Consider the following 26,418-nt stretch of genomic DNA (forward strand, 5'->3'; position numbering starts at 1 on the left):
GGCGGCGGCCGGTCGCGCCGCCGTCGTTCATTGGGGCGCCTCGGGCTGTGGCTTCGTCAACGCCAGCACCGTCATGCCGAGCAGGGCGGCCACGAGTGAGGCCACCAAGACGCCGACCTTCGCCGAACGCAGCAGCGTCGGATCGGCAAAGGCGAGCCCCGCGATGAACAGCGCCATCGTGAAGCCGATCCCGGTCAACGCCGCGCCGCCGAACAAGTGCCGCCAGCCCACGCCCGCGGGGAGGCTGGCGAGGCCGGTCGAGAGCGACAGCCAGCTCGCGGCCAGCACGCCGAGGGGCTTGCCGATCACCAAGCCGAGGATCACTCCGACCGCCACGGGCGAAGCGACGTCCGCCACGCGGAACTCGACGCCGGCGTTGGCGATAGCGAACAGCGGCATGATGGCGAACGCCACCCACGGGTGCAGTCGGTAGATCAGGTACTCCACCGGCGAGATCGTTTCGCGTGTAGCGCGGCGGTAGCCACGCACCTTGGCGGCCCGGTTGGTGTCGGTGCTCCATCCACCGCCGTGCAAGAGGTCGCTTGCTTTCCGGAGCAGCTCGCCGCTGGCTTCGGTTTTCAGGTAGGGGCGCGCCGGGGTGAGCAGGCCGAGGACGACCCCGGCGAGCGTCGCGTGCACGCCCGACTCGTGGAAGGCCAGCCAGACCGCCGCGCCGACCGCTGTGTAGACCCCGATGCTGCGGACCCCTACGCGTTGCATCACGACCACGAGGCCGATCCCGAGGCAGCCGGCGGCGAGCCAACCGGTGTGCAGCGAGTCGGTGTAACCGATCGCGATGACCAGGATCGCCCCGATGTCGTCGACGATCGCAATCGACAGCAGGATGACTCGCAGCGCGTGGGGAGTGCGGCTGCCCAGCACCGACATGCAGCCCACGACGAACGCGATGTCCGTCGCCATCGGCACGCCCCACCCCGCAGACCCCTCGCCGCCGCGAAGCACGAGCAGGTAGAGGACGGCCGGAACGAGCATCCCCCCGAGCGCGGCGGCGACCGGCAGCGACGCGCTCCGCCAAGTGCGCAGCTCGCCGATCACGATTTCGCGCTTCACCTCGAGCCCGATGACGAAGAAGAAAATCGCCATCAGGCCATCGTTGATCCAGTGCTTGAGCGAGTGCTCGAGCCGGAAGTCGCCGATGGTCAGAGCGAGGGGCGTCTTCCAGATGCCGAGGAAAGCCTCCGAGAACGGCGAGTTGGCAAGCGAGAGGGCGACCACAGCGCACGCGAGCAGCACAAAGCCGCTCGCCGCTTCGACGTGCAAGAAGCGCCGGATCGGACCGGTCAGTCGGTGGATCGGCTCGCGCGGGAGGTGCGCTTCGGAGGCTGAGTCTTTGGCTCCAGCCATGCTGCCTCGTTTCTAAGGAAACACGGGACGCCGCTCGTCGCGGTGCGTGTTGAAACCGTGAAAACGTGAGCAACCTGCGTGCCGCAATCGCGCGAGCGGGCCGGCCGGGTGTTCAGCCTCCGGCTTCGATCTGGCGGCTGCGGGCCATGGCGTCCTCGGCCTGCTGGATATAGCCGGTGTCGCCGGTGCCGGCGTAGGCGCGTTGGTACGTGACCGACAGCGCGGTGAAGCTAAAGGCGTCGTTCGGCTCGAGCTCCGTAACCCGCTTGGCGTGCTCAATTGCCTCCTCGTGCTGCCCGAGCTTCTGCCGCACCACCGCCAGGGCCGAGTGAGCCAGCGCGTACGACTCGTCCGCGGCCAGCGCCGCTTCGAGCTTCGCCGCCGCGCCTTCCAGGTCGCCGTCGGTTTTGAGTCGGTCCGCTTCGTCGTACAGGGCGGCGGGGTCGGCCATAGCGGATCGGTTGGCTGTGGGGTGGAGAGTTGCTTTGAGTGGGTATCGTCGGGCTCGGCTTTCCACGACGGGAGCGGGTCCGGCGCCCGACGGATCGATCGCAGAAAGGGGCCTTCCGCGAAACGGGCTGGACGCTCCGTGCGGGGCATTGTACGAGAGCCTCCGCAAGCGATCAGGGGCCCCCGGCGCCGCGCAAAACCAGCGTGGCGGGGATTTCTCGCTCACTCGGCGCCGGTGGGGCAACCGATACAACCCGCTGGCGCCGCCCCGGATTGCCACTGCGGCGACGCGTACCACAAGAGCCGCCACGGCTCTGCCAGCACGCCAGCACGGACGCACGAAGTGAAAATCCACCCCACGGCGATCGTCGACCCGTCCGCAGATCTCGCGCCGGGCGTCAGCGTAGGCCCGATGGCCATCATCGAAAGCGGCGCCCGCATCGGCGAAGAGTGCCGCATCGAAGCTCGGGCGAGCATCAAGACCGGCGTCACGCTGGGCCCCGGCAACACGGTCTGTGAGGGGGCGGTGATCGGCGGCCTGCCGCAGCACATCGCCCCGCCGGGCCCGCCGGGGACGGTCGCTATCGGATCGGGCAGTGTTTTCCGCGAGAATTGCACCGTGCACCGCGCGATGCAAGCCGACGCGGTCACCCGGATCGGCGACTCCTGCATGCTCATGGTCGGGGCCCACGTGGCCCACGACTGCTTGGTCGGCGATCACGTGATCCTCGCCAACAACGTGATGCTGGCCGGCCACGTGAGCGTGGGCGACAGGGCGTTCCTGGGCGGCGGGTGTGCGGTTCACCAGCACTGCCGCGTGGGCCGCATCGCGATGATCGGCGGCTTGGCCCGCGTCATCCAAGACGTGCCGCCGTTCGTTACGATCGACGGACGCAGCGGCGCGGTCGTCGGCCTCAACCGTGTCGGGCTGCGTCGCGCGGGGCTCACCCGCGGCGAGATGGCCGACGTGAAAGAGGCCTACCAGGTCCTCTATCGCAGCGGCCTGTCGTTCGAAGAGCGGCTCGCCGCGCTGTCGGAACAGTTCGAAGAAGGGCCCGCGTCGGAGCTGGGCCCATTTCTCCGCGAGACCTCACGGGGATTCGCGCGCGAGCGGCGCGACCCGCCCGGCGGCACGATCCGCGTGATCGACGCTGCCGACCGCGCTGGCGAAGCCAACGAGCCGGCCGCAGCACGCCGCGCGGGTTGAGGGCCGCCATCCCCGACGGCTCAGCCGTCGAGCGCCGCTTGCAGTCGTTCGCGCTGGGCTGCTTCCTCGGCCTCGGACCGCCGATGGGCACGCAGCGTCTGCGTGGCCAAGTCCTCGCCCGCTAGCAAGGCCTCGACGCTGTCGGCGAGCTTGACCTCGTCGCCCGGAGCGAAGCCGGCCTGCACGGCTTGGACGTGGCCGTCGGGACCGACGAGCACGATTAAGGGGATGCTGCTGACGTCGTACGCGTCGGCCGCTTGCGTCTGTTCGTCGAGCAGGACCCTCGCCGTGAGGCCGCGGGATTCTAAGAACGCGGCCACGTCGCCGGGCGCCTCGCCGGCGTTGATCGCGAAGTACTCCAGGCCGCGGTCCGCGTAGCGTTGGTGGAGTTCTTCGAGCTTCGGCATCGCTTGGACGCAGATCGGGCAATTGGTCGCCCAGAACTCTAGCAGCACGACCCCCTCGCCGAACCGCTCACCAAGGTCCACACGCTCGCCAGCAGGCGTGGTGAGCGTGAACGCCGGGGCGTCTTTTCCGAGGAGGGGATGCGGGCCCTCTTTCGGCGGGGCGAACAGCGAGCCGGTCAGCAGCGAGTCGGACGGCTCTCTCGCGGCGATGTCGCCTGCGCTCAGGCCGGCCGAGAGGTTCCAGTTGTTGAAGTCGAAGACCAGGCGGTACTGGAAGGTCTTGTGATGCCCGGCCATCGCTCGCACGTCGGGAGTGGAAGCGACGTCCGGCTGTATCCGGAGCACGACCGGCTCTCCCTCGGCGGCGAACCACGCGTCGAACGACAGCTCGTCGGCGACCGTGTACCGCGCGTGGTGCGCGGGCCGGCCATCGACCTCCTCGCGCCCGAGGTACTCGCTCGCCGTGAGGCTCTCGATTAGGGCGTCGGCCGTTGTCGGCGCCAGTGGAGCGAGCACCATGCCGCCGAGCCCGCTGCCGACCGCCGAGGAGACCGGCGAGCTGATCAGCGCGGCGAGGCCCCCTTCCCCGGGCGAGAGCGTGTGCCGGCGGGCCGCGACCGCGTGCACAAGCATCACCCGCCCGTTCCCCGCGACCCGCACTCCCGACTTGGCCGGCTGGCCCTCGGGCGTAGCGGAGTAGAACTCGAATCGCTCGTCCGGCGCTGTGTGGATGACGTAGCTCGAGCGGTCCGTGTTGGTTTGCTCGTCGCGGACGAGCGTGGTGGCCGCGTCGACCGTCACGGAGACCGACTCGGCTTGCTCGACCACCTCGGCCGAACGCCGGATCAGTTCGACCGGGTCCGGCTGGTCGGCCGCCGCGGCGGAACCGATCGCGGCCAGAACCAGGCCCCAAAGTGCCGGGTTACACAAACGGCCGCCGAGGGCGTTAGCCTTCGGAGCGAGGCGCGGAGCGGTAGCGGTGTGAGTCGGCATGAAGGCCTCGGCGGCAAGGTAAGGAACGGTGGGGCCCGATGCCCCCCTGCACTATGCCACCCGACGCGCCGTGGTTCGGCAAGCCCCGAGCGGCGCGTGCCGGGTGAGCCAACGCACCCAGTCGCGTGCCGCGTCCGATTCGTCTGGGGGCTTCGCCCCGGCTCAGGCGCTGCCCAGCGCCGCCTGGGCCGCCGCGAGCCGGGCGATTGGCACGCGGAAGGGGCTGCAGCTCACGTAGTCGAGGCCGACTTCGTGGCAGAACTTGATGCTAGCGGGGTCGCCGCCGTGCTCGCCGCAGATGCCGAGCTTGATGCCCTTGTTGACCGACTTGCCCTTCTCGACCGCGGTAGCTACCAGCTGGCCCACGCCCGACGTGTCGATCGACTGGAACGGGTCCTTCTCGAGGATCTCTTTGCCCAGGTAGTCGGGCAGGAAGCCGTTCACGTCGTCGCGGCTGTAGCCGAAGGTCATCTGCGTGAGGTCGTTGGTGCCGAAGGAGAAGAAGTCGGCCTCGGTGGCGATCTCGTCGGCCGTGAGCGCGGCGCGGGGGATCTCGATCATGGTGCCGATGAGGATGTCCAGCTTCCCGTCGAACTTCTTGTCGGCCTTGACCTTTTGGATGGTCTCTTCGGTCAACTCGCGGAGCATGGCGAGTTCTTTCACCGTGCCGACCAACGGGATCATGATCTCTGGCTTCGCGTCGATCTTTTTCTTCACGCAGTTGATCGCCGCCTCGGTGATGGCGGTCACCTGCATCACCAGGATCTCCGGGTAGGTGATCGACAGGCGGCAGCCGCGGTGGCCCAGCATCGGGTTGGCCTCGTGGAGCTGGGACACCCGGGCCGCGATCTCCTTGGCGGGCACGCCGGTGGCGGTGGCCAGTTCCTTCTGGGTCTTTGCGTCGTGCGGCACGAACTCGTGCAGCGGCGGGTCGAGCAGGCGCACCGTGACCGGCAGGCCGTTCATCGCCTTGAAGATCCCCTCGAAGTCCTTGCGCTGGTAAGGCAGGAGCTTCTCGAGCGCGACCTCGCGGGCGGTCTGGGAGTCGGCGAGGATCATCTCGCGCATCGCGCGGATGCGGTCGCCCTCGAAGAACATGTGCTCGGTGCGGCAGAGGCCGATGCCCTCCGCGCCGAACTCGCGGGCGCGCTTGCTGTCGGCCGGGGAGTCGGCGTTGGTCCGCACGCCGAGCTTGCGGTACTTGTCGGCCCAGCCCATCACGGTGGCGAAATCGCCCGAGAGCTTCGGCGACACGGTCGCCAGCTCTCCGCCGAAGACCTCGCCGGTGGCGCCGTCGATCGAGAGCACGTCCTTCACGCCGTAGGTCTTGCCGCCGACCTTGATCTTCCGGGCCTTCTCGTCGATCTGGATCGCGCCGGCGCCGGCCACGCAGCACTTGCCCCAGCCGCGGGCGACCACGGCCGCGTGGCTGGTCATGCCGCCGGTGCTGGTGAGGATGCCGGCGGCCGAGTGCATGCCGTCGACGTCTTCGGGGCTGGTTTCCTTGCGGACTAGCAGGACCTTCTCGCCGTTGTGGGCGCGTTCGACGGCTTCGTCGGCGGTGAAGGCCAGCTTGCCGAACGCGGCGCCCGGCGAGGCGGGCAGGCCGACGGTCAGCGGCTCGAACTTCTTCTTCGCCGCGGGGTCGAACGACGGCAGCAGCAGCTGGGTGAGGTCGCCCGCCGGGATCCGCATGACGGCGGTCTTCTCGTCGATCAGCTTCTCTTTGACCATGTCGCAGGCGATCTTCACGGCCGCGAGACCCGTGCGCTTGCCGTTGCGGGTCTGCAGCATGTAGAGCTTGCCGCGCTCGATGGTGAACTCGATGTCCTGCACGTCTTTGTAGTGCTTCTCGAGCTTGTCCTTGATCTTGATCAACTCGGCGTGGACCTTCTTGCCGATCTGCTTGTCGGCGTCGCACTTCCACTTGGGCATCTCTTTGACGGCCTGCGGCGTGCGGATGCCGGCCACCACGTCCTCGCCCTGGGCGTTGATGAGGAACTCGCCGTAGAAGCGGTTCTCGCCGTTGGACGGGTTCCGGGTGAACGCCACGCCGGTGCCGGAGTCGTCGCCCATGTTGCCGAACACCATCGACTGCACGTTGACCGCCGTGCCCGCCAGGCCGGTGATGCCCTCGATGCGGCGGTAGCTCTTCGCCTTGTTCGAGTTCCAGCTCTTGAAGACCGCCTCGATCGCTAGCTCAAGCTGCTCTAGCGGGTCTTGCGGAAACTCGTGGCCCGTGTGCTTGCGGTAGACCTTCTTGTACGCGTCGACCAGCGCGATGAGGCCCTCGGTCGGCACGTCGGTATCGAGCTGGGCGTTGTAACGCTGCTTGATCTTGACGAACGCCTCTTCGAAGTACTCGTGGTCGACCTCCATGACGACGTCGCCGTACATGTTGATCAAGCGGCGGTACGCGTCGTACGCGAAACGCTCGTTGCCCGTGGCGTTCGACAGGCCGACGACCGACTCGTCGTTCAGGCCCAGGTTGAGGATCGTGTTCATCATGCCCGGCATGCTGATCGCCGCCCCCGAGCGGACCGACACCAGCAGCGGGTTCTGGGTGTCGCCGAAGGTCTTTCCGGTCTCCTTCTCCAAGGTCGCAACGGCCGCCGACACGTCGTCCATCAGGCCCTTGGGGAGCTTGCCCCCGGCCTTGGTGTACTGCGCGCAACACTCGGTCGTGATCGTGAACCCGGCGGGGACCGGCAAGCCGATCGATGTCATCTCCGCGAGGTTCGCCCCCTTGCCGCCGATGAGCTGCTTCATCGACCCGTCGCCTTCGGTCTTTGTCTTGCCGAAGTAGTAAACCATCTTGTCGGCGGGCTTCGTGGCGGCCTTCTTCTTAGCCATGACGGCTCGTGTCCTGTCTTTCGATGGGGGGAACTTGTACCGATTCTGCGCGGCGACAAACGAAGCAGACCCGGGCCGCGGACAGCCCAACGCGAGGGACCGGCGCGCCGTGAGCGGCAGCGTCGGACCGGCGGGCGGGCGGCACGCGCCCGCCGGGGGGCCCCGGGAAACGGCGAAGCGTAGCCGCCGGTCGCCGGCTCCGTCAACCGGCCCCGCGGGTCGCCGGCAGGCGGGCGCCGCCGCGGCTCGGACCTCCGCAGGGGGCAAGGGGCAGCCGGCTCACCTGCTCTTTTTCTGCTTCTTGAGCTGCTTTACACGCTTCTGGCGTTCGCGCTGGGCTTTGGCCTTTTCTTTGGAGCTGAGCCGCTTTCCGGTCGGCTGCTTCTTCTTGGTGAGCTGGCCGGTCGGGTTGCCAGCCATCTGCGCCTGGACCTCCTTCATCATCTTCATCCGGTCGCCGACGCCCTTGCCGGCCATCGCGGTCATCAACGGCGCGATCGCGTCGAACTGTTTGACGAGGTCGTTTACCTCTTTGGGCTCGACGCCCGACCCGGCCGCGATCCGCTTCCGGCGGCTCTGGTCGATGGCCTTCGGCTTGCGGCGTTCCTCGGGCGTCATCGAGTGGATGATGCCTTGCAGCCGCCGGAGGTCCCCCTCGGCGTCCAGGTCGTCCAGCGCGCCCAACGCGCTCATGCCGGGGATCATCCCCATGACCTTCTTCAGCGGCCCGAGGCGCTTGATCTGCTGCATCTGTTTGAGGAAGTCGTCGAGCGAGAACTCCCCCTTGGCGAGCTGCTCCTCGAGCTGGCGGGCCTCCTCCTGGTCGAACTCCTGCTGCGCCTTCTCGACGAGCGACAGCATGTCGCCCTGGCCGAGGATGCGGCCGGCCATCCGCTCCGGGTGGAACGGCTCGAGGTTCTCTAGGTGCTCGCCGGTGCCCATGAACTTCAGCGGCACGCCGGTCACCTCTTTGACGCTGATCGCGGCGCCGCCGCGGGCGTCGCCGTCGAGCTTCGTCATGATGACGCCGTCCAGCTCGAGCGCGTCGTTGAACGCCTTGGCGCTGTTCACGGCGTCTTGGCCGGTCATGCCGTCGACGACCAGGTAGACCTGGTCCGGGTGGCACCGCTGATCGACCCGCTTGAGCTGGTCCATCAGCTCGTCGTCGATGTGCAGCCGGCCGGCCGTGTCCAGGATCACGACATCCGCCTCGAGCTTCTTCGCCCGCTCGACCGCCGCGCCCGTCACCTTGACCGGGTCTTTGCTTTCCCGGTCGCTGAACACGGGGATGTCGAGCTGCTCGCCGATCACGTGCAGCTGGTCGATCGCCGCTGGGCGCTGCAGGTCGGCCGCCACCAGCAGCGGCCGCCGCCCGCCCTGCTTGAGCATCCGGCCGAGCTTGCCGCAGGTGGTCGTTTTCCCCGAGCCCTGCAGGCCGCACATCATCAGCACCGTGACCTCGCCCTTGCCCTTCAGGTGCAAGGAGTGGTCGACCGGGCCCATCAGGTTGACCAGCTCCTGATAGACAATCCCAACGACCTGCTCGCTGGGCCGCAGCGACTGGAGGACCTTCTCGCCGAGCGCCTGCTCGCTGACCCGCTTCATAAAGGTGCGGGTGACCTCGTACGACACGTCCGCTTCGAGCAGCGATTTCTCGACGAGCTTCAGCCCGTCGCGCATGTTCGATTCGGACAGCTTGCCCTGGCCGCGGAGCGTCTTGAACGCGGCGCCGAGGTTCTCTTGGAGGGCGTCGAACATGCGGTGGTGGAAGGGGTTACGGCGTAGCGGGCGGCGATCGGAGAACCCCAGAGTCTAAGGCACGCGGCCGCCCGTCGGCAAACCGGTGTATACTCTCAGGAATCCGAACGGAGCTGATCTCTATGACCATCGACTTGACGCCTGACCTTGCCGAACGCGTGCAGCGATTCTCGACCGCTGCTGGCGGGTGCCCCGAAGTCGAGGTTATTCGCCGCGCCCTCGACTCACTTGAGAGGCAGGAGGAGGAACTCCTGGCGATCCGCGAGGGAATCGAGGACTTACGAGCCGGCCGTGTCCAAGACTTTGAGGAGTTCGATAGCGAGTTTCGGCAGAGGAACAGCATTCCCGCAGACGGCTAATGCGACTGGTAATCACGGACGCCGCGAAGCGGGACCTGCAAGCGGCGCACGATTGGTGGGCCGACAATCGATCGGCTGAGCAAGCGTCGGGCTGGTATTCGGCGATAAAGGGAAAGATCGACAACCTCAAACTATCGCACCGTAGGTGCTCGCTGGCCGCCGAGAACAGCCTGGTCGACCAAGAACTCCGTCAGGCGCTCTTCGGTGTTGGCAGGCGGGTGACGCACCGGATTGTCTTCACGATCGATGACAATCGAATCGTTGTGTTGCGAGTTCGGCACGTGGCCCAGCGCACGCTAACGAGGGATGATCTGCAGTAAGGATCGCGCCGGAGCCGATCGAAGCCGAACGGCTGCCCGCTCACATCCGCTCCACCGTCCGAATCCCCAACAGCTCGAGCCCAAGCTCCAGCGTCCGACCCACCAGATCGCACAGCAGCAACCTGCTCCGCTTGGTCGCTTCGTCCTCGGCCTTGAGCACCGGGCACTGCTCAAAGAACTCGGCGAACCGCTGCGCCAGGTCGAACAGATAGCCGGTCAGGTAGTGCGGCCGGTATTCGGCGGCGACTCGCTCGAGGGCCTCGCTGAAGCGGAGCAGCTCGATCCCGATCGCGCGCTCGGCCGGCTCGGCGAGGGTTAGCCCTGCGGAAGAGGACCGCAGCCTCTCCACGTCGATGTTCCCCTTTCCAAAGATGCTCTTCACGCGGGCCACGCTGTATTGCATGTAAGCCGCCGTGTTGCCGGTCATCGCGAGCATCTTGTCGTAGCTGAACGTGTAGTCGCTCGTGCGGTTGTGGGCGAGGTCCGCGTACTTGATGGCGCCGATGCCGATCCGCTCGGCCACCTCGGAGCGTTCCGCGTCGGTCTCAAGAACCTGGCTCTTCTCAGCGATCGCGCGGGCGCGGTCGACCGCCTCGTCGAGCAGGCCCATCAGGCCGACCGCCGCGCCGCTGCGGGTCTTGTAGGGCCGGCCGTCCTCGCCCAGGACCGTGCCGAAGGCGACGTGCGTCAGCTCCAGCTCGTCGTAGCCCCACTTCGCCGCGGTGGCGAACAGTTGCTCGAAGTGCAGCGACTGGCGGTGGTCGACCACGTAGAGCACGGCGTCCGGCTTCCACTCCTCGGCACGGTACTGGATGGTCGCCAGGTCGGTCGTCGCATAGAGGAACGCGCCGTCCTTCTTTTGCACGAGGAACGGGGCGTCGAAGCCATCGAGGAACACGCACTGGGCGCCGTCCGACTGGGTGGCGAGGCCCTTGGCCTTCAGGCCGTCGACCACGCCCGCCAAACGGTCTTGATAGAAGCTCTCGCCGAGCGTGTGGTCGAAGCCCACGTGGAGGCGGTCGTAGGTCTTCTGCAGTTCTTCCAGGCACGCGGGCAAGAAGCGCTCCCAGAGGCCGACGTTCTCCGGGTCGCCGGAGTGGAGCTTGGCTGTCTCGGCGAGCGCCTTGGCGCCGATCGCCGGGTGCTCGCGGCTGATCTCGCCGAGGACAGGGTCGGCCTCGAACGCGGCGACCTTCGTTTCTGCGGCGGCGAACTCCTTTCGAAGGTCGGCGAGCGATCCCTCCGCCTGGCGGAGCTGCTTGGCGGCTTGCTTTTCCTTCTTCTCGTCGCCGGAGGAGGGCGCCGTTCTCATCTTGGCGACCCGCTCGTCGGCCGCTTCGATCTTCTCCGATAGCGCTGGGAGCTTCTCCGCGACGGTCGCCTGGTGATCGGCGATTTGATTGACCAGCTTGTAGAGCCTGCCCAGCTCCGCGACCGGCGAGGCCGCGAGGGCGTCCTCGTCGCGGAAGTGCTTGTACCCGTAGATGATCATGCCGAACTGGGTTCCCCAGTCGCCGATATGGTTGTCGGTGATCACCTCGTGGCGGAGGAAGCGGAGCACGCGGGCGAGGGCGTCGCCGATGACGGTCGAGCGGATGTGCCCGACGTGCATCGGCTTGGCCACGTTCGGGCTAGAGAAGTCGATAACGAACCGCCGCGGCGACTCGGCCGGCGCGACCCCGAGCCGCTCGTCGCGCAGCGCCGCGGCAAGCTGCGCGGCGAGCCAGTCGTCGCGCAGCCGCAGGTTGATGAAGCCGGGCCCGGCGATCTCCGGCGGCTCGCACATGGCGGCGAAGCCCTCTTGCTCCGCGACGCGGTCGACGAGTTCGGCGGCGACCTCGCGCGGCGGCTTCTTCAGCCGCTTGCCGAGGGGCATCGCGCAGTTGGCTTGGTAATCGCCGAACTTTGGGTCCTGGCTGGGCAAGACCATCTCGGCAAGCGCCGCGGGCTCGTCGGCCAATCCTTCGAGGGCGGCGGCGAAGCGGCGGCGCAGTTCGGCTAGGGCGTTCATGCCGAGAAGGATGACGGGGCTGCCAGAGGCAGACAAGGCGCTAGTCGGGAGTCGCTAGGCGCTAGTTCTCGCTCGCCATCCGACACCTAGCGCCTAGCGCCCAGCGCCTATTCCGCTTCTCGCGGAATCCGCTTCGCGTCGACCCACAGCTCCTCCAGCGCGTAGAAATCGCGCGTTTCGGCGTCGAACAGGTGCACGACAACCGAGCCGTAGTCGAGCAAGATCCACCGGCTCTCGGCGTAGCCCTCGATCCCCATCCGGCTGTCGCCGAGGTCGTCCTCGAGGTGGTGGTCGATCTCTTCGGAGATCGCGTGCAGTTGGCGGCGGCTGGCGCCAGTGACAAGCACGAAGTAGTCGAAAACCGGCGTCAGGTCCCGCAGGTCGAGGATCACGATGTCCTCGCCCCGGTTGTCCGCGGCCACGCGGGCGGCGGCCTGAGCCAGCTCAAGGCTGGTGGGCAGAACATCGCCACGACCGCCGCCTCGCGGCGACGCCTGGCGCGCCTTCTCCGGGCTGCTGCTGAGCGCTCTGATGTTGTCGGCGATTGTCGCCTCCGCGGTGGAAGAGTCGGAAGGGCTGGGACCCATCGGCCTGTCCTTTAATGTAGTCGGTAGCGTCGCCGTCGGCGACAGCGGGGCAGGGCCTGCGGCCGCTCCGCGTAGGACGCCCCCCACGCGTTCTGCTGGCAGTCCGGGCGGACGCGCATACACTCTCGCACACGACCGCGGGGAGCGGGATTTCGCCATCCACCGGAGCAAGCGGCATGCCGACCGACGACAATTGGATCGAGGAGGGCGCCAAGGCGCCCGCGTTCACCCTGACCGCCGACGACGGGGCCAAGGTTCGCCTCGCGGACCAGGCAGGCTCGCCGGTCGTGCTGTACTTCTATCCGAAGGACGACACCCCCGGCTGCACAAAAGAGGCCTGCTCCTTCCGCGACGCCGAGGCCGACCTGCAAAAGCTGGGCGCCAAGGTCTTCGGCGTCAGCCCCGACCCGGTCGAAAGCCACGCCAAGTTCCGCGACAAGCACCGCCTCAATTTCCCTCTGCTGGCGGATCCTGACCACAAGGTCGCCGAGAAATACGGCGCCTGGCGCGAGAAGAACCTGTACGGCAAGAAGTCGATGGGCATCCAGCGGTGCACCTTCTTGATCGACTCTGCCGGCAAAGTCGCGAAGGTCTGGAAGCGGGTGAAGGTCGATGGCCACAGCGAGCAGGTGCTGTCGGCCCTGAAGACGCTGTCGTGAAGCCGCAACCGCTTCCACGCGAACGGCCGCGGCGCCGGCTCCGTAAACAACTCGTAAGCGTTTCGGCGATTTGCGGACAGCCGTCGAAATTGGCCGCGTCTCGACCAGCGAATCCGCATCGGAATCGGGGTGGCCAGTTGTTGGCCGCCAGCGTTTAATTGCCACGCCGGAGGTCCTACGATCTTCGACGTCAGCTTTTCTCGTCAGCTGCTGCTCGGGCCACCGCGTTGAGCGGGCCCGCGATCGACCTTTCCCGCCGAAGCGGGTGAGACCCATGGCGCCTAGGGGGACTGGGGCGATGGATTGCGATTCGGTGTTCTGGTTCCTGACCGTTGGACCTTTTCCGTCCGGCGCGGCGATCGACTACCGCGTCGAGCGGCATCTTGAGAAGTGCGCAAGCTGCCGCCGGTTCGCGCACGCCCTTCAGCCGACCGACGAGGCGGGCCACGAGGCGCTTTCGGCCGACGAGCGACGGTGCTTGCCCGGATACCGTGGGAAAGTCGGAGCCCAGCCCGACACGCGGGTCGTCCGCCTGGCCCGGCATCGCAACCCACCGCTCGCAGTCGGCAAGATCGCCGGCACGGGGTACAGCGACGCCGCTTGGGCCCACCGACGCGACAGCCGACGAGCCAGCACCTCGCGTGCGGGGGGCCAGCGACCCGCGGCCGCCTTGGCGCCCCGCCATATCGATGCGTGGGGCCTCCTCTTGGTTGCCGGTGCGGTACTTGCCGCCATCGCTGTCGCGGCGATCACCGCGATCGGCGTCACGCTGCCGTAGCACGGGCACAGCGGTCGTAACGATTCCTCCGGCCGCGGTTTAGGAAAAGAACGCGTCCCGCCCGTTCGGCCCCGCAGCAGCGACCTAGGCTTTCAGTGACGAGCCATGCGCCCGGCGCAACCTCCTCTTTAGCTGCCCCCACCCCGTGCGCGCGGGGTTCGCCCTGGCAGGGCCGGTTCGTCAACAGCCCGCAACCGCCAGCGTCGCCCGCGGGCGAGACTCGCTGGCGGGCCGAACCTCCTCGCCGGAAGCCCCGCATGAGTGTCTGCGCAACCGACGCCGCCACGCGTGAAGTCGCCGCCTGGAGCGACCTGCTCGAGTCCCCTGCCAAGCCGCGTCAGACCGAACGTCGGGCGCGACGGCGGGTCCCGTTCTGCTACCGCTTTCGTTTGACTCCCTTGGACGGGGGCGCCGAGGGGGCTCCGGCCATCCTCGTCACGGGACGCGACCTGTCGCCGCGCGGGTTCGGCTTCGAGCACACGGCGCCCCTGCCGTTCCGACGGGTCCGCCTGACCGGCGACGACCCCCGGCTGGGCGAGATCAGCCTGAGCGGTGTGACGATCGACCTGGTCCTCCGCTGGTGCCGCTTCCTCTCGCCGGGCGTGTACCACAGCGGCGGCCGCATCACGCAGTCTAACTTCCGCCTGGAGTGAGCGGAGTTTCGTTGACTCCGGCGCTCCGAAAACGCCACACTGCCCCGCGGAACAGGTCTGCGGGCGCGTTGGCGATCGTGAATGGCTCATCGCCGCGCGCCTGCTCCTCAGGCTTAAAGGAGGGGTGCGATGACGAGGTGTCACGCGGCAATTGTTGTAGCCAGCTTGGCGGTAGCCTTCGCCGCCGTTCATGAGGCGAACGGGCAGCCTGGCAACCAGTCTGTCTATTTTGTTGATCCTCAGCCGGAGGCGACGCTCGCAACTATCGAGAAGCTCGCGCGCGGCATCGGCGACGCGGCCGTCCAGTTCCGCGAAATGCCGCTCGAAGAGGCGATCGCCTTCTTGGAGGACGAATCGGGCATCCAGATCGTGCTGGACTTGGCCGCGCTGAGCGAGCTGGGCCTGAGCGCGGAGGAGCCGGTGACATTCCGACTCCGCAACGGCACGTACGACGTGGTGCTGGACCACGTGCTCGAGCCGCTCGAGCTGACCTACACCGTCAGCGGCGGGGTAATCCTAGTCACCACCGAGGAGAACGCCGCGAGCCGTTCGTTAATCGCCGTTTACCCGGTCATCGATCTCGTCGAAGACGGGGAGTACACAACGCTCGTCGATACGATAACGGACATAATCGCCTCCGACACTTGGTCCAAGAACGGAGATGGCGCCGGCGCAATCCATGCTATTCCGCAGCGAGGCAGCCTGGTCATCTCGCAGACTTTCGCGGTGCACACCCAGGTCAAACAATTGCTCGAAGCCCTCCGGCGGGCGCCGGCGCAAGACGTGGCCGCTGCCGCTGAGCCCCGACCGGCACACGCCGGATTCGGCGGTCCGCAAGGAGCAGAATTCCGCGGTTACGGCGGAGATTTCGGCGGCGGCCGACCGGCGCCGCGGGGCGGCCACAACGTCGACGCCAACAACCCCTTCAGTTTCTAGCGATCGGCCGTTCAGCCACCCGAGTGAACCGCCGTGCCGGATCGCAGCCCGATGGTCGACGCCAACGCCCACTGCGAGGCGTTCGCCGCCAGTTACGTTCGGCTGGTCGTCACGGCCGCTGACGAGCACTGGCTCGCGGCGGCGTGCGATGCCCTCTGCGGCTACGGCGCGAGCGTTATCGGTTGCGACGCCGAGGTCGGTGTCGACCAGCGCCTGGACGCCACGGCAACGCCCGACGGCCGCCCCGGGGCCTCGATCCTGGCTTTCCACTTCACGAAAGAGAAAGTCGCCCGCGCCGCGGCCAACCGGGTCGGGCAAGGCTTGTTGACTTGCCCCACCGCGGCGGTGTTCGACGGTCTGCCCGAGTCGACGGATCGCGCGCCGCTGGGCGACTACCTGCGGTACTTCGGCGACGGCCACCAGCGTCGCGAGGGCAGCGACTGGGTCGTGCCGGTCATGGAGGGGGAGGTCGCTCTGCCCGCCACGATGGGGGTCGGCCGCGGGGTAGCCGGTGGCGCGCTCGTGGTGTGTGGCCGCGACCAGGCGACGGCGCTGGCCGCCACCCGCCGCGCGGCCGATTCATTACACGACATGCCCGGAGTGATCACCCCGTTCCCCGGCGGCGTGTGCCGCAGCGGCAGCAAGGTGGGATCGCGCTACCGCGGCCTCGTGGCTTCCACCAACGAGGCCTACTGCCCCACGCTCCGCGACGCGGTCGAGTCGGAGCTCCCCAAGGGAACCGGGGCGGCCTACGAGCTGGTCATCAATGGCGTCGACGAGCCGGCCGTACGCGCGGCCCTCGCCCGCGCGATCGAAGCGATGGCCGGGGCGCCGCTACTCGCGGTCACCGCCAGCGATTACGGTGGGCGGCTTGGCGCCGTCCGCATCTCGCTGAGCGACCTCTTGAAGTGACACGTCGACTCCCCCGCACCGCGCCGCCCGGCCGGGCTCGGCGCGCCGTCGCCTGCTTAGCCCCCGTCGCTTGCTTAGCCGCCGCCTGCTTAGCCGCCGTCGCCGCGAGCGTCGGCGCCGCGTGCGCGGCCGAGCCGATCGACGGGCCCGACGCGCTCGACGGCCGCGACGGCCGCCCGCTTGCGCTCGAGCGGTTCCAGCCGAGGTCCCAGCTCGTAGCGCCGCGCTCCGACGTGCCCCGCGCGAAGTTCCCCGTGGTCGACATCCACGTGCACCCTCGGCTGCGTTTTCGGCACGACCCGGAGCGGCTCGCCGAGTTCGTCCGGATCATGGACGCGCACAACGTGGCCTTGTGTGTGAGCCTCGACGGCCGGCTCGGCGACGAGCTCCAGGAGCACCTCGCGTACCTGCGGCCCTACGAAGACCGCTTCTTGGTTTTTGCTAACGTCGACTGGGTCGGCGACGGCGACCCCGACAAGCCGGCGAGCTGGGATTGCCACCGACCGGGCTTCGCCCGCCGCACGGCCGATCGCTTGGCCGATGCCAAGCGACAGGGGGCGGTCGGGCTGAAGGTCTTCAAGTCGCTCGGCCTCCGTTACCGCAATCCCGAGGGCTCGCTGATCGCGATCGACGACCCGCGGTGGGACCCGATCTGGGCCGCGTGCGGCGAGCTCGGCTTGCCAATCATCATCCACTCGGCCGACCCGGTAGCGTTCTTCGAGCCGATCGACGAGCACAACGAGCGCTGGGAAGAACTCCGCCGCCACCCCGACTGGGGCTTCCACGGGCTCGACCCGACGGGCCGGCCTTGGCCGACACACGACGAGTTGCTCGCCGCCCGCAACCGGGTGATCGCGCGCCACCCGGGGACCACCTTCATCGGCGCCCACATGGCCAACTACCCAGAGAACCTGGCGAAGGTCGGCGAGTGGCTCGAGCGGTTCCCGAACCTCGTCGTTGGGATCTCATCGCGGATCGCCGAACTGGGGCGCCAGCCCTACACGGCTCGTGAATTCTTCATCGAGCACGCCGACAGGATCCTCTTCGGCACCGACGGCCCACGGCCCGCCGCGCGCCTGGCGCCGCACTGGCGGTTCTTCGAAACGCGCGACGAATACTTCCCCTACGCCGAGGACACGTTCCCCCCGCAGGGCTTCTGGCGGATCCACGGCATCCATCTCCCCGACAGCGTGCTGCGGAAGCTCTACCACAAGAACGCGGCCCGAGTGATCCCCGGCGTGAGTGAAAAGCTGCGTCGTCTCGGGGTCTTGGGGGATCCGCAGTAGGCGCCTCGGCGCATCGACGACGGGGTCAACTGTCGGCTTAAAACTCGTATTAGAAACGAGATCGATCGTTGCAACCGCTTCGCCGCGATGGGTACACTCACCCGCTGTACGCCGGTGGCGATGATAGCCCGGCGTGTCGTAATGCAATCGAGGACCTCGAGCGATGACGGCTCGGCGTCCGGACGACGAGGTCGCGAGCGGGATGAACGACGAGTCCAACGTGGCGGCTGCGGAACGCGCCACCCAGAGCAAAGCGCCCGAAGCTAACGATTCGACTCCGGCGCCCCCCTCTGCCGACACCGGCCCGGCGCAGGGCCAGGCTCAGACACTAGTCCAGCCTGACACCCAGCGCGAGCCCGAGACCCAGGGCCAGCTGGAGACCCAGGGCCAGCCCGACACCGAAGGGCAAGCTCAATCCGCTGCCGACACCGCTGCGCCGGCGCCCGAACCGGAGCCGCCAGTGGCCGCGGCCGCCGCCCAGGGCGAGTCGCCCGCCGAGTCCACCAGCGATTCCGAGTCCACCAGCGATGCCGAGCCCACCAGCGATACTACGCCAGCGGTGGACGGCGCCTCCGCCGGGGCCGTGGAATCGGCGAACCGCCCGAGCGAGCGGATCCGCGTCGGCACGCAGCGGAGCGACTCGCCGGCCGACCAAGCCGACAAACCGAAGCCCAAGCCGGTCAATCCGGTGACCGAGGGCGACCCGAACGCGGCGAAGCAGGGGAAGCACTACCCGCCGCCCAACCCCCGCGCCGCGCCGACCGCCGAGGAAGAGGCCGAGCTCGTCGCGATGATGCAGGGGGCGACGATCGACACGGTGCTCGACTCGCAGTCGGCGGCCGCCCCGCCGGAGATCGCCGCGGGCACAAAGCTCAAGGGCAAGGTGCTCCGGGTCTCGGGCGACTCGGTCTTCGTCGAGCTGGGTCCTCACCAGCAAGGAGCGATCCCGCTCAAGCAGTTCGAAGCCAGCCCGAGCGATACACCTGCTGCGGAGGCCGATCCCGCCGCCGAGGGCGACCCCGCTTCGAAGTCCCCAACCCCCGAAGCCGCGGCGCCCACCGGCGAAGCCGACCCGGCCGCCAACGCGCCGACCGAGGGCGCCGAGATCGAGGTGGTGGTCAACGGCCTCAACGCCGACGAGGGGCTCTACGAGCTGTCGCTGCCGACCGCGCCGGTCGACATCGGCAACTGGGACGATGTCGAAGCGGGGACGATCGTCGAGGTCACGATCACCGGCACCAACAAGGGCGGCCTCGAATGCAAGGTCTCCGGCATCCGCGGCTTCATGCCGCTGGGGCAGGTGTCGATCTACCGCGTGGAGAACCCGGAAGAGTTCGTCGGCCAGCGGCTATCGGCTGTCATCACCGAGGCGAACCGCTCTCGCAAGAACGTGATCCTCAGCCACCGCGCCGTGATGGAGCGCGAGCGGGCCGAGAAGCGTGATAAGCTCCTCGCCGAGCTGGCGCCCGGCCAGACACGCGACGGCGTTGTGCGGTCGCTCCGCGACTTCGGTGCGTTCGTTGACCTCGGCGGCGTCGACGGCCTGATCCACGTGTCGAAGCTCAGCTGGGACCGCATCGGTCATCCGCGCGAGGTTCTCTCCGAAGGCCAGACCATCAAGGTCAAGATCGAGAAGATCGACCCCGAGTCGGGCAAGATCGCCCTCTCGTACCGCGAGGCGATGGCCAACCCGTGGGACTCGGCCGAAGCCGATTACCCGGTCGGCTCCACCGTGCAAGGCAAGGTCTCGAAGACCATGGACTTCGGGGCGTTCGTGCGCCTGGCGCCCGGCGTCGAGGGGCTGATCCACATCTCCGAGCTGGACCACAAGCGGGTCCACCGCGTGACCGACGTGGTCTCCGAAGGCCAGGAGGTCGAGACCAAGGTCCTCTCGGTCGACCGCTCCAAGCAACGCATCGCCCTGTCGCTCAAGGCCCTGATGGCCGCGCCCGCCAAGGCCGAGAAGCCCTCCGACGACGAGCCCGACGAGCCCGACGCGTCGCGCCGCAAGCGGAAGAACTTCAAGAACCTCAAGGGGGGCATCAGCACCCCCACCGGCGGCGAGCAGTTCGGACTGAAGTGGTGAGCCGCCCGGGCGACCTGCGACACCGCATGCCGCCCGGGCCGTGGGCGCTCATCCTCTTCATGAGCCCCATCCTCGCCGGTTTAATCGGGGCTACTTTTCTCAATTTGTGGTGGTGGATACGCGATTGGCTCGCTTGAGGCCCGGCGGCGATCGTCCCTTTGCACGAGAAGCCGGCCGCGATCTGCCAAAGAGCGCCAACGGCATACAGCCCGCTCCATGCCCTTCCAATCGCGTCCTTCGCGGGGCGATTTTGAGTAAGGTAAGGGTTTCGCGCCGCGCCGCCCGTTCTCCAACAGGACCGACAATGCGTCTCGCCGCGTTGCTGCTGTTCGCCGTGCCACTAGCGGTCGGCCACGCGAAGGACCAGCCGAACGTCGTGTTCGTTATGGCCGACGACCTCGGCTACGGCGACCTCTCTTGCTTCGGGCAGCAGCGGTTCACTACGCCGCGGCTCGACCGGATGGCCGAGCAAGGCATGCGGCTCACGCAACACTACGCCGGATCGACGGTCTGCGCGCCGTCGCGTTGCTCGTTGATGACCGGCCTGCACACGGGGCACTGCGAGATCCGCGGCAACACGGAACACGCCGCCGGCGAGGGACAAGAGCCGCTTCCGGCCGACTCCGTCACGCTCGCCGAGCTCTTGCACGACGCCGGCTACGCGACCGGCGCGTTCGGCAAGTGGGGGCTTGGGTACCCCGGCTCGGAGGGCGACCCGGTCAAGCAAGGCTTCGACCGCTTCTTCGGCTACAACTGCCAGCGCCACGCGCACCGGTACTACACCGACCACCTGTGGGACGGCCTCGAGCGTGTCGACTTTGATCCGCAGCGGTACACCCACGACGCGATCTTCGACCAGGCGCTCCGCTTCATCCGGGCCAACCGCGACCGGCCCTTCTTCTGCTTCTTGCCGGTCACGATCCCCCACGCGGCCATGGAGGCGCCGGCCGACGCCCACGCCGAGTGGCGGGAGCGGCTCCCCCAGTTCGAGGACCAGGTCGGTCGCTACGCCGGCGCCGAAACGACCAACCCGGTGGCCGCGTTCCCCGCGATGGTGCAGCGGCTCGACGGCGACGTCGGTCGCCTGCTCGACCTGCTAGGGGAACTCGGTTTGGACGAGAAGACCGTCGTCGTGTTCACTAGCGACAACGGCCCGCACTTGGAGGGAGGGCACCGGCCCGACTTCTTCGACTCCAACGGCCCCTACCGGGGGCACAAGCGCGACCTCTACGAGGGAGGCATCCGCGTGCCGACGATCGTCTGGGCGCCCACGCGCACGCCGGCGGGCGGCTCGAGCGAGTTTGCCTCGGCCGGCTGGGACTGGCTCCCCACGTTTTGCCAGCTAGCCGGCGTCGACGCGCCGGGCGGGATCGACGGCCTGTCGCTTGTGCCGACAATCACCGGCGAGAGCGACCAGCCGCAGCACGAGTACCTTTACTGGGAGTTCCACGAGCGGGGGGGGAAGCAGGCGATCCGCCGTGGGCCGTGGAAGGCCGTCCGTCTGGACGTGGGCCGTGACGGCGGGTCCGAACTCGAGCTGTACAACCTTGCCTCAGACCCGGGCGAAACCGCCAACCGAGCGGCCGACGAGCCCGAGCTGGCTGGGCAGCTAGCCGACCTGATGGACACGGTCCGGACCCCCTCCGGCGAGTTCGCGTTTGGCAAGAACCGCCGCGACGGCCGCTGAAGCGAGGCTGCTGAAGCGAGGCTCAAGCCGGCCCCGCCCGGCAATCGGACGCCGCCGCCATCGCTTTGGCAGATGCGTGGCCGAGTCGCTAGCGAGGGTTTCCTCCTCTGCCCCCCCCACCCGTTGCCGCGACCGTCGCGGTTTGCCGACCCGCTGCGACCCGCGGCGCTATCCCCCCGCGGTGGCGGCGGGCGTCCTCAACGCCCCTTGATTGTCGGCGAGAAACTGCCATACTCCGCGGTTCTCGCCACCTTGCTGGGGCGAGCCGGTGGCGTTCCGTCCACCGCGTCCCCGCCTTTCGTCCACCACGTTCCCTCCGTCCGAGCAGCCAGCCGCGGCGGCCCGAGCCATGTCCGATACCCTGACCGCCACGCCGCGCGACCAACACGGCTCGCTCGCTAGCCGCAAGCTCCGTGCGAGCGGCTCGATCCCCGCCGTGCTGTACGGGCACAAAGAGGAAGTCGTAAGCCTCGCGATCCCGGAGCGTGAGCTGCGCAAGGCGCTCGCCCATAAGGCGAAAGTCGTCCAGCTGCGGGGCGCCGCCGATGGCCAGGCGCTGGTGCAAGACATCCAGTGGGACACATTCCATCGTGAGCTGCTGCACGTTGACTTGCTGCGGGTCAGCAAGGGCGAGAAAGTCCAGGTCAGCGTGCCGGTCGAGCTCCGTGGCGAGGCCGTCGGCGCCCAAGAGGGAGGCGTCGTCGCAGCGGTCCACGACCACGTCGACATCGAAGCCGCGCCGGCCAGCATCCCCGACCTGCTGTGGGTCGACGTGTCGCCGCTCAAGATCGGCGACAACGCGACCGCGGCCGACCTGGGTGGCGTGCCCGATGGCTGCGTCGTTCTGACCGAGCCCGAGCGGGTGCTCGCCCACTGCGGCCCGCCCGCCCGCGAGCCCGATCTGGGCGAGGCCGCCGCAGCGAGCGACGCTCCGGAACTGATCACCGGCGAGGGAGCATCGGCCGAAGCCGATGCCGGCGAAGACAGCGAGGCCCCCGAGGGCGAGAAACCCGACACCGAGTGAGCACCCAGCCGCTGGCCCGTCCCGTTACTGGCCCGGACCGCAGCCGACCGCGTCCGCGGAGGCAGCCCGATGAAAATCGTCGTCGGCCTCGGCAACCCCGGCAGGCAATACGAAGCGACGCGGCACAACGTCGGCTTCGACACCCTGCGGCTGCTCGCCGAGCAGCACGGGGCCGAACCCCCCAAGGCGAAGTTCGAGAGCTACGTCGCGGAAGCGACGATCGCCGGCCAGCGGGCGTTGCTCGTTTGGCCGCAGACCTACATGAACCGCAGCGGCCGGGCCGTCCGGGCCGCAACCACATTTTACAAGACAGCGCTAGAGGACTTGCTCATCATTTGCGATGATCTAGCCCTCGACGTTGGCCGGCTGCGGATGCGAGCGAAGGGCTCCTCCGGCGGGCAAAACGGGCTGAAGGACGTTGCCCAGCAGCTCGGCGACGAGGCGTACCACCGCTTGCGTATCGGGGTCGGCCCGCTGCCCGACGGTCGCGACGCGGCGGACTTCGTGCTCGGCCGCTTCGCCCCGAAAGAGCGAGAGCTCGTCGACGTGGCGATCGCCGACGCGGCCGCCGCGGCCGCCTGCTGGGCGAGCGAAGGCGTCACCGCGGCGATGAACAAGTTCAACCAGCTCGGCGCTTGAGAGCGCCGCTCGGCGCCAACGAATCACACCAATCCATTCCGATCCGCGACGCCCCGATCAGCGATCGGCGGGGCCGAGCAAACGAGGGCGATACCTTGGAACAAAACGTCTACGAAGGCCTGTTCATCTTCGACGCGAACAAGTTCGCTCGCGACCAGGACGCGCTGCCCAAGGCGGTCGAAGAGATGATCACCTCCGAGGGGGGCGAGGTCATCGTCAGCCGTTTGTGGGAAGAGCGCCGCCTGGCGTATGCGGTTAAGGGCCAGCGCAAAGGCGCCTACTGGCTGATCTACTTCCGCCAAGACGGTCCCAAGCTGGCCGACTTCAACCGCGCGTGCGAGCTCAAGAGCGGCGTGCTGCGTCACATGGTGCTGAAGATCCACCCGCGGCTGGTCGAGCCGATCCTGGCCCACGCGTCGGGCCAGCCCCTCGACGCGGACGTCGAGGCAGAAGTCGCCGCGGCCGCCGAAACGACCGCCGAGGCCACCGAAGGCTGAGCGCCCCCTCCCGCCGCTAGCGAAACCAGCGCGACCACCAACGCGGAACCGCCATGGCCAGCTACAACCGAGTCGTCCTCGTCGGCAACCTGACCCGCGACCCCGAGCTCCGCTACATCCCTAGCGGCACGGCGGTCTCCGAAATCGGTCTGGCCGTCAACGACCGTGTCAAGAAAGGCGACCAGTGGGTCGACGAGACCACCTTCGTCGACGTGACCCTCTGGGCCCGGACCGCCGAGGTAGCCAACCAATATCTGAGCAAGGGCTCGCCCGTGCTGATCGAGGGCCGGCTCAAGCTGGACCAGTGGGAGAAGGACGGCCAGAAGCGGTCCAAGCTGCGTGTGGTGGCCGACAAGATGCAGATGCTCGGCGGCCGCGAAGGCGGCGGCAGCGGAGGCGGCGGCGCCCCCCGCGGCGGTGGCCGCTCCGCCCCACGCCAGGATTCCTACGACGACTACGGCGGCGCCGACGAATACGGCTCGGCCGCCCCGACCGCCCCCCCCGAAGACGATATCCCGTTCTGATCCACCCGCAGCACGCAGCAGGCCACCAACCCTGCCGCCTGCCCGCTGCCCTTCGCCTGCTCACGAAGCCATGGCCACCACCAAGCAAAAGAAGCTCAAGCGCAACCCGACCAACTCGAAGCGGTTGCCGCGCGGCTCGCACGGCGGCGTCGAGCTGCTGCTGATCCAGTCGGTCGAACACCTCGGCAAGCAGGGCGACGTCGTCGAGGTCCGCCCCGGCTACGCGCTGAACTACCTCGTCCCGGAGGGGCTCGCCACGGTCGCCACCGACCACCACAAGCGGATGGTCGAGAAGCACAAGGCCAAGCTCGAAGAGATCGAGCGGCAGCGCCAGTCCGAGCTCCGCAAGCAGGCCGCCGAGATCGCCAAGCAGAGCGTGACGATCGAGGCCAAGGCCACCGAAGACGGCCACCTCTACGGCAGCGTCGGGGCGACCGAGATCGTCGCCGCGCTCAAGAAGCAAAACATCACCCTCGCCGCCGAGCAGATCAAGCTCGAAGGCGTGCTGAAGGAGCTCGGCCTGTATACGGTCAAGATCCGCTTCTCCAGCGAGGTCGAGGGCGAGCTGAAGGTCTGGGTCGTGCCGGCCGTCGGCGACGACGCCTGACGCCGGCCCGCCCCGGCGGGCGAACCACACGAGCCCGCCTAGCGAGCCGCACAAGCCCGCCGAGCGAACCACACGAGCCCGCCGAGCGAACCGCACAAGGCAGCCGTCCCCCGCCCCGGGGGGCGGCTGCCCGTTTTTGCGCAGGCCCACGCCGCGTGGCCGACTCCGGCCGGCTGCGCCGCGGTATTCGAAGGAGCGAACGCCGATGCCGACCGAAGAGCCCCGCAACCGCAAAGACGCGCCCCACCGCCCCTCCAACGGCCAGCCCAGCGCCGACTCGCTGCTGGAGCGGAAGCTGCCGCAGAGCCTCGAGGCGGAGCGCGCCGTGCTCTGCAGCCTGCTCCTCTTGCCCGAGGCGGCCGACGAGGTCGCCCTGATCCTCAAGGCGGACGACTTCCTCGACGACGCGAACCGCCGCATCTATGCGCACCTGCTGGCGATGCACGACGGCGGGGCCGCGATCGACCCCACGCTGCTCATCCAGCGGCTGCGCGACTCCGGCGAATACGAGGCGGTCGGCGGGGCGGCCTACCTGGCCGAGCTCTCCGACGCCGTGGCCACCAGCGCCCACGCGGAGCACTACGCACGCATCGTGCGCGAGAAGTCGACGCTCCGCGGCTTGATCAGCGCGAGCACGGACATCCTCCGCGACGCGTACGACCCGACCGTCGAGCCCCGCCTGCTGCTGAGCCGCGCCGAGGAGCGGGTGTTCGGCATCCTCGAGGAGAAGGGGCAGGGCCAGGTCACCGCCATCCGCGACGTGCTGCACGAGGCCATCGCACGGATCGACGCCCGGATGAAGCACGAGCACGCGTTCGGCGGGCTCGAGACCGGGTTCGACGATTTCGACGAGCTGACCGGTGGGCTCCACGGTTCGGAACTGATCATCCTCGCCGCGCGGCCGTCGATGGGCAAAACGGCGCTCGCGATGAACATCGTCGAGCACGCCGCGATCAACTGCCAGCAGCCCACGCTGTTCGTCAGCCTCGAGATGTCGTCGCTCGAGCTGGGCGACCGCTTGCTGTGCTCGCGCGCCAAGGTCAACGGCCACCGCTTGCGGAACGGCCAGATCACCCCCGAGGAGAGCCAGAAGCTGATCCGCACCGCGGCCGAGGTCAGCACGGCGCCGCTGTACATCGACGACTCGCCGAGCCGCACGATGACCGAGATCGCCGCCGCCGCGCGGCGCCTGAAGCGGCGTGAGGGGCTCGCGTTGATCGCCATCGACTACCTCCAATTGATCGAGCCCGATAACAGCCGCGACCCCCGCCAGGAGCAGGTCGCCAAGATCGCCCGCCGCCTGAAGGGCCTCGCCCGCGAGCTCGACACGCCCGTGTTGTGCCTGGCGCAGCTCAACCGCCAGGTCGAGTCGGCGCGCGACAACAAACCCCAGCTGAGCAACCTGCGCGAGTCGGGGGCGATCGAGCAGGACGCCGACGTGGTCATGTTCGTGCACCGCGAAGAGTACTACTGCAGCAGCGACGAGGACCGCGAGCGCGTGCGCGGCGAGGCCGACCTGCTCATCCGCAAGCAACGCAACGGCCCGGTCGGCGACATCAAGCTCACCTGGCTGCACGACTTCACCCGCTTCACCAACCGCGCGCCGCAGCAGTACGAGGAGTTCGGCGGAGAGTGGGACGACGGCGGCTTCGGTTGAGGCCGGCGGCCCTCCGGATCGCGCGCCCACCGGCGCCCGACGGCCGCGGCGCCTGTTGTGACGGTCGCGACGCGTCCCGCCGTCGGTCCGAGTCGTTCCTGGCCGCCCGATCGGCGGCGCCAGCGGGCTAGGCTTGTGGGAGCAGGCGCCTGTCCCCGAGGCC

At 68.4% G+C, this 26,418-nt stretch carries 24 protein-coding genes; 17 read left to right on the forward strand and 7 right to left on the reverse strand.

Annotated features, from left to right (window positions below):
• Positions 1 to 27 precede the first annotated feature (27 nt).
• On the reverse strand, positions 28 to 1,365 hold the full coding sequence (gene nhaA / locus RIC11_RS11550; protein WP_350211373.1) for a Na+/H+ antiporter NhaA: 1,338 nt from the start codon (positions 1,363 to 1,365) through the stop codon (positions 28 to 30).
• 112 nt (positions 1,366 to 1,477) lie between these two features.
• Positions 1,478 to 1,816, reverse strand: coding sequence for a tetratricopeptide repeat protein (locus RIC11_RS11555; RefSeq protein WP_350211375.1), 339 nt, complete (start codon positions 1,814 to 1,816; stop codon positions 1,478 to 1,480).
• Between the two features lie 342 nt (positions 1,817 to 2,158).
• On the opposite strand from RIC11_RS11555, the gene lpxA reads away from it, so the two are divergent.
• Positions 2,159 to 3,022, forward strand: a complete 864-nt coding sequence (gene lpxA / locus RIC11_RS11560; protein WP_350211377.1) for an acyl-ACP--UDP-N-acetylglucosamine O-acyltransferase — start codon at positions 2,159 to 2,161, stop codon at positions 3,020 to 3,022.
• Positions 3,023 to 3,042: 20 nt separating this feature from the next.
• Here the strand turns inward: lpxA and RIC11_RS11565 are convergent, their stop codons facing one another.
• The 3 genes from RIC11_RS11565 to ffh form a co-directional block, all read right to left on the reverse strand.
• On the reverse strand, positions 3,043 to 4,422 hold the full coding sequence (locus RIC11_RS11565; protein WP_350211379.1) for a redoxin family protein: 1,380 nt from the start codon (positions 4,420 to 4,422) through the stop codon (positions 3,043 to 3,045).
• A gap of 162 nt (positions 4,423 to 4,584) precedes the next feature.
• A complete protein-coding gene (gene ppdK, locus RIC11_RS11570; RefSeq protein WP_502879390.1) occupies positions 4,585 to 7,275 on the reverse strand; it encodes a pyruvate, phosphate dikinase in 2,691 nt (896 codons plus the stop codon).
• Between the two features lie 279 nt (positions 7,276 to 7,554).
• Positions 7,555 to 9,033, reverse strand: a complete 1,479-nt coding sequence (gene ffh / locus RIC11_RS11575) for a signal recognition particle protein (RefSeq protein ID WP_350211381.1) — start codon at positions 9,031 to 9,033, stop codon at positions 7,555 to 7,557.
• 122 nt (positions 9,034 to 9,155) lie between these two features.
• Between ffh and RIC11_RS11580 the strand changes: the two genes are divergently transcribed.
• Both RIC11_RS11580 and RIC11_RS11585 read left to right on the forward strand, forming a co-directional pair.
• The gene (locus RIC11_RS11580) at positions 9,156 to 9,392 is read left to right on the forward strand and encodes a hypothetical protein (protein WP_350211383.1); all 237 of its coding nucleotides are present in this window, start codon (positions 9,156 to 9,158) and stop codon (positions 9,390 to 9,392) included.
• The gene (locus RIC11_RS11585) at positions 9,392 to 9,712 is read left to right on the forward strand and encodes a type II toxin-antitoxin system RelE/ParE family toxin (RefSeq protein ID WP_350211385.1); all 321 of its coding nucleotides are present in this window, start codon (positions 9,392 to 9,394) and stop codon (positions 9,710 to 9,712) included. The genes RIC11_RS11580 and RIC11_RS11585 overlap by 1 nt, the downstream gene beginning before the upstream one ends.
• A gap of 40 nt (positions 9,713 to 9,752) precedes the next feature.
• Here RIC11_RS11585 and argS read toward each other — a convergent pair whose 3' ends face one another.
• Entirely contained in the window at positions 9,753 to 11,723 is a 1,971-nt protein-coding gene (gene argS / locus RIC11_RS11590) for an arginine--tRNA ligase (RefSeq protein WP_350211387.1), read from the reverse strand.
• A 107-nt stretch (positions 11,724 to 11,830) separates the two neighbouring features.
• Entirely contained in the window at positions 11,831 to 12,310 is a 480-nt protein-coding gene (gene rsfS / locus RIC11_RS11595; protein ID WP_350211389.1) for a ribosome silencing factor, read from the reverse strand.
• Between the two features lie 176 nt (positions 12,311 to 12,486).
• Between rsfS and bcp the strand changes: the two genes are divergently transcribed.
• From bcp to dnaB, 14 genes are all read left to right on the forward strand, one after another.
• Complete coding sequence (bcp, locus tag RIC11_RS11600; protein ID WP_350211391.1) at positions 12,487 to 12,969, forward strand: thioredoxin-dependent thiol peroxidase; 483 nt, start codon at positions 12,487 to 12,489, stop codon at positions 12,967 to 12,969.
• Between the two features lie 298 nt (positions 12,970 to 13,267).
• The gene (locus RIC11_RS11605; RefSeq protein ID WP_350211393.1) at positions 13,268 to 13,747 is read left to right on the forward strand and encodes a hypothetical protein; all 480 of its coding nucleotides are present in this window, start codon (positions 13,268 to 13,270) and stop codon (positions 13,745 to 13,747) included.
• Positions 13,748 to 14,004: 257 nt separating this feature from the next.
• Positions 14,005 to 14,400 (forward strand): hypothetical protein, encoded by a 396-nt coding sequence (locus RIC11_RS11610; RefSeq protein WP_350211394.1) that lies wholly within the window; start codon positions 14,005 to 14,007, stop codon positions 14,398 to 14,400.
• 129 nt (positions 14,401 to 14,529) lie between these two features.
• Positions 14,530 to 15,336, forward strand: a complete 807-nt coding sequence (locus tag RIC11_RS11615; RefSeq protein WP_350211396.1) for a DUF4974 domain-containing protein — start codon at positions 14,530 to 14,532, stop codon at positions 15,334 to 15,336.
• Positions 15,337 to 15,369: 33 nt separating this feature from the next.
• Positions 15,370 to 16,248: a formylmethanofuran--tetrahydromethanopterin N-formyltransferase gene (gene fhcD / locus RIC11_RS11620; RefSeq protein ID WP_350211398.1), complete on the forward strand. Its 879-nt coding sequence runs from the start codon at positions 15,370 to 15,372 to the stop codon at positions 16,246 to 16,248.
• Positions 16,245 to 17,534 carry an amidohydrolase family protein gene (locus RIC11_RS11625; protein WP_350211400.1) on the forward strand — a complete coding sequence of 430 codons (1,290 nt, stop codon included), beginning with the start codon at positions 16,245 to 16,247 and terminating at the stop codon, positions 17,532 to 17,534. Before fhcD ends, RIC11_RS11625 begins: the two co-directional genes overlap by 4 nt.
• A gap of 163 nt (positions 17,535 to 17,697) precedes the next feature.
• Complete coding sequence (locus RIC11_RS11630) at positions 17,698 to 19,620, forward strand: S1 RNA-binding domain-containing protein (protein WP_350211402.1); 1,923 nt, start codon at positions 17,698 to 17,700, stop codon at positions 19,618 to 19,620.
• Between the two features lie 304 nt (positions 19,621 to 19,924).
• Positions 19,925 to 21,307, forward strand: coding sequence for an arylsulfatase (locus tag RIC11_RS11635; RefSeq protein ID WP_350211404.1), 1,383 nt, complete (start codon positions 19,925 to 19,927; stop codon positions 21,305 to 21,307).
• A gap of 349 nt (positions 21,308 to 21,656) precedes the next feature.
• Positions 21,657 to 22,331 carry a 50S ribosomal protein L25 gene (locus RIC11_RS11640; RefSeq protein ID WP_350211406.1) on the forward strand — a complete coding sequence of 225 codons (675 nt, stop codon included), beginning with the start codon at positions 21,657 to 21,659 and terminating at the stop codon, positions 22,329 to 22,331.
• A gap of 69 nt (positions 22,332 to 22,400) precedes the next feature.
• The gene (pth, locus tag RIC11_RS11645; RefSeq protein WP_350211408.1) at positions 22,401 to 22,970 is read left to right on the forward strand and encodes an aminoacyl-tRNA hydrolase; all 570 of its coding nucleotides are present in this window, start codon (positions 22,401 to 22,403) and stop codon (positions 22,968 to 22,970) included.
• A gap of 95 nt (positions 22,971 to 23,065) precedes the next feature.
• Positions 23,066 to 23,467 (forward strand): 30S ribosomal protein S6, encoded by a 402-nt coding sequence (gene rpsF / locus RIC11_RS11650; RefSeq protein WP_350211410.1) that lies wholly within the window; start codon positions 23,066 to 23,068, stop codon positions 23,465 to 23,467.
• A 53-nt stretch (positions 23,468 to 23,520) separates the two neighbouring features.
• On the forward strand, positions 23,521 to 23,991 hold the full coding sequence (gene ssb, locus RIC11_RS11655; RefSeq protein ID WP_350211412.1) for a single-stranded DNA-binding protein: 471 nt from the start codon (positions 23,521 to 23,523) through the stop codon (positions 23,989 to 23,991).
• A 70-nt stretch (positions 23,992 to 24,061) separates the two neighbouring features.
• A complete protein-coding gene (gene rplI, locus RIC11_RS11660) occupies positions 24,062 to 24,598 on the forward strand; it encodes a 50S ribosomal protein L9 (RefSeq protein ID WP_350211414.1) in 537 nt (178 codons plus the stop codon).
• A 205-nt stretch (positions 24,599 to 24,803) separates the two neighbouring features.
• Positions 24,804 to 26,255 (forward strand): replicative DNA helicase, encoded by a 1,452-nt coding sequence (gene dnaB / locus RIC11_RS11665; RefSeq protein ID WP_350211415.1) that lies wholly within the window; start codon positions 24,804 to 24,806, stop codon positions 26,253 to 26,255.
• Positions 26,256 to 26,418: the final 163 nt, after the last annotated feature.

It is taken from the genome of Botrimarina sp. (assembly GCF_040219535.1).
In the GTDB taxonomy this organism is placed as follows: Bacteria; Planctomycetota; Planctomycetia; order Pirellulales; family Lacipirellulaceae; genus Botrimarina.

Excerpts from the sequence above, each read along its gene's own strand:
- nhaA (WP_350211373.1), bottom strand. The coding sequence starts at position 1,365 with ATGGCTGGAGCCAAAGACTCAGCCTCCGAAGCGCACCTCCCGCGCGAG.
- RIC11_RS11555 (WP_350211375.1), bottom strand. The coding sequence starts at position 1,816 with ATGGCCGACCCCGCCGCCCTGTACGACGAAGCGGACCGACTCAAAACC.
- RIC11_RS11565 (WP_350211379.1), bottom strand. The coding sequence starts at position 4,422 with ATGCCGACTCACACCGCTACCGCTCCGCGCCTCGCTCCGAAGGCTAAC.
- ppdK (WP_502879390.1), bottom strand. The coding sequence starts at position 7,275 with ATGGCTAAGAAGAAGGCCGCCACGAAGCCCGCCGACAAGATGGTTTAC.
- ffh (WP_350211381.1), bottom strand. The coding sequence starts at position 9,033 with ATGTTCGACGCCCTCCAAGAGAACCTCGGCGCCGCGTTCAAGACGCTC.
- RIC11_RS11580 (WP_350211383.1), top strand. The coding sequence starts at position 9,156 with ATGACCATCGACTTGACGCCTGACCTTGCCGAACGCGTGCAGCGATTC.
- RIC11_RS11585 (WP_350211385.1), top strand. The coding sequence starts at position 9,392 with ATGCGACTGGTAATCACGGACGCCGCGAAGCGGGACCTGCAAGCGGCG.
- argS (WP_350211387.1), bottom strand. The coding sequence starts at position 11,723 with ATGAACGCCCTAGCCGAACTGCGCCGCCGCTTCGCCGCCGCCCTCGAA.
- rsfS (WP_350211389.1), bottom strand. The coding sequence starts at position 12,310 with ATGGGTCCCAGCCCTTCCGACTCTTCCACCGCGGAGGCGACAATCGCC.
- bcp (WP_350211391.1), top strand. The coding sequence starts at position 12,487 with ATGCCGACCGACGACAATTGGATCGAGGAGGGCGCCAAGGCGCCCGCG.
- RIC11_RS11605 (WP_350211393.1), top strand. The coding sequence starts at position 13,268 with ATGGATTGCGATTCGGTGTTCTGGTTCCTGACCGTTGGACCTTTTCCG.
- RIC11_RS11610 (WP_350211394.1), top strand. The coding sequence starts at position 14,005 with ATGAGTGTCTGCGCAACCGACGCCGCCACGCGTGAAGTCGCCGCCTGG.
- RIC11_RS11615 (WP_350211396.1), top strand. The coding sequence starts at position 14,530 with ATGACGAGGTGTCACGCGGCAATTGTTGTAGCCAGCTTGGCGGTAGCC.
- RIC11_RS11630 (WP_350211402.1), top strand. The coding sequence starts at position 17,698 with ATGACGGCTCGGCGTCCGGACGACGAGGTCGCGAGCGGGATGAACGAC.
- RIC11_RS11635 (WP_350211404.1), top strand. The coding sequence starts at position 19,925 with ATGCGTCTCGCCGCGTTGCTGCTGTTCGCCGTGCCACTAGCGGTCGGC.
- RIC11_RS11640 (WP_350211406.1), top strand. The coding sequence starts at position 21,657 with ATGTCCGATACCCTGACCGCCACGCCGCGCGACCAACACGGCTCGCTC.
- pth (WP_350211408.1), top strand. The coding sequence starts at position 22,401 with ATGAAAATCGTCGTCGGCCTCGGCAACCCCGGCAGGCAATACGAAGCG.
- ssb (WP_350211412.1), top strand. The coding sequence starts at position 23,521 with ATGGCCAGCTACAACCGAGTCGTCCTCGTCGGCAACCTGACCCGCGAC.
- rplI (WP_350211414.1), top strand. The coding sequence starts at position 24,062 with ATGGCCACCACCAAGCAAAAGAAGCTCAAGCGCAACCCGACCAACTCG.
- dnaB (WP_350211415.1), top strand. The coding sequence starts at position 24,804 with ATGCCGACCGAAGAGCCCCGCAACCGCAAAGACGCGCCCCACCGCCCC.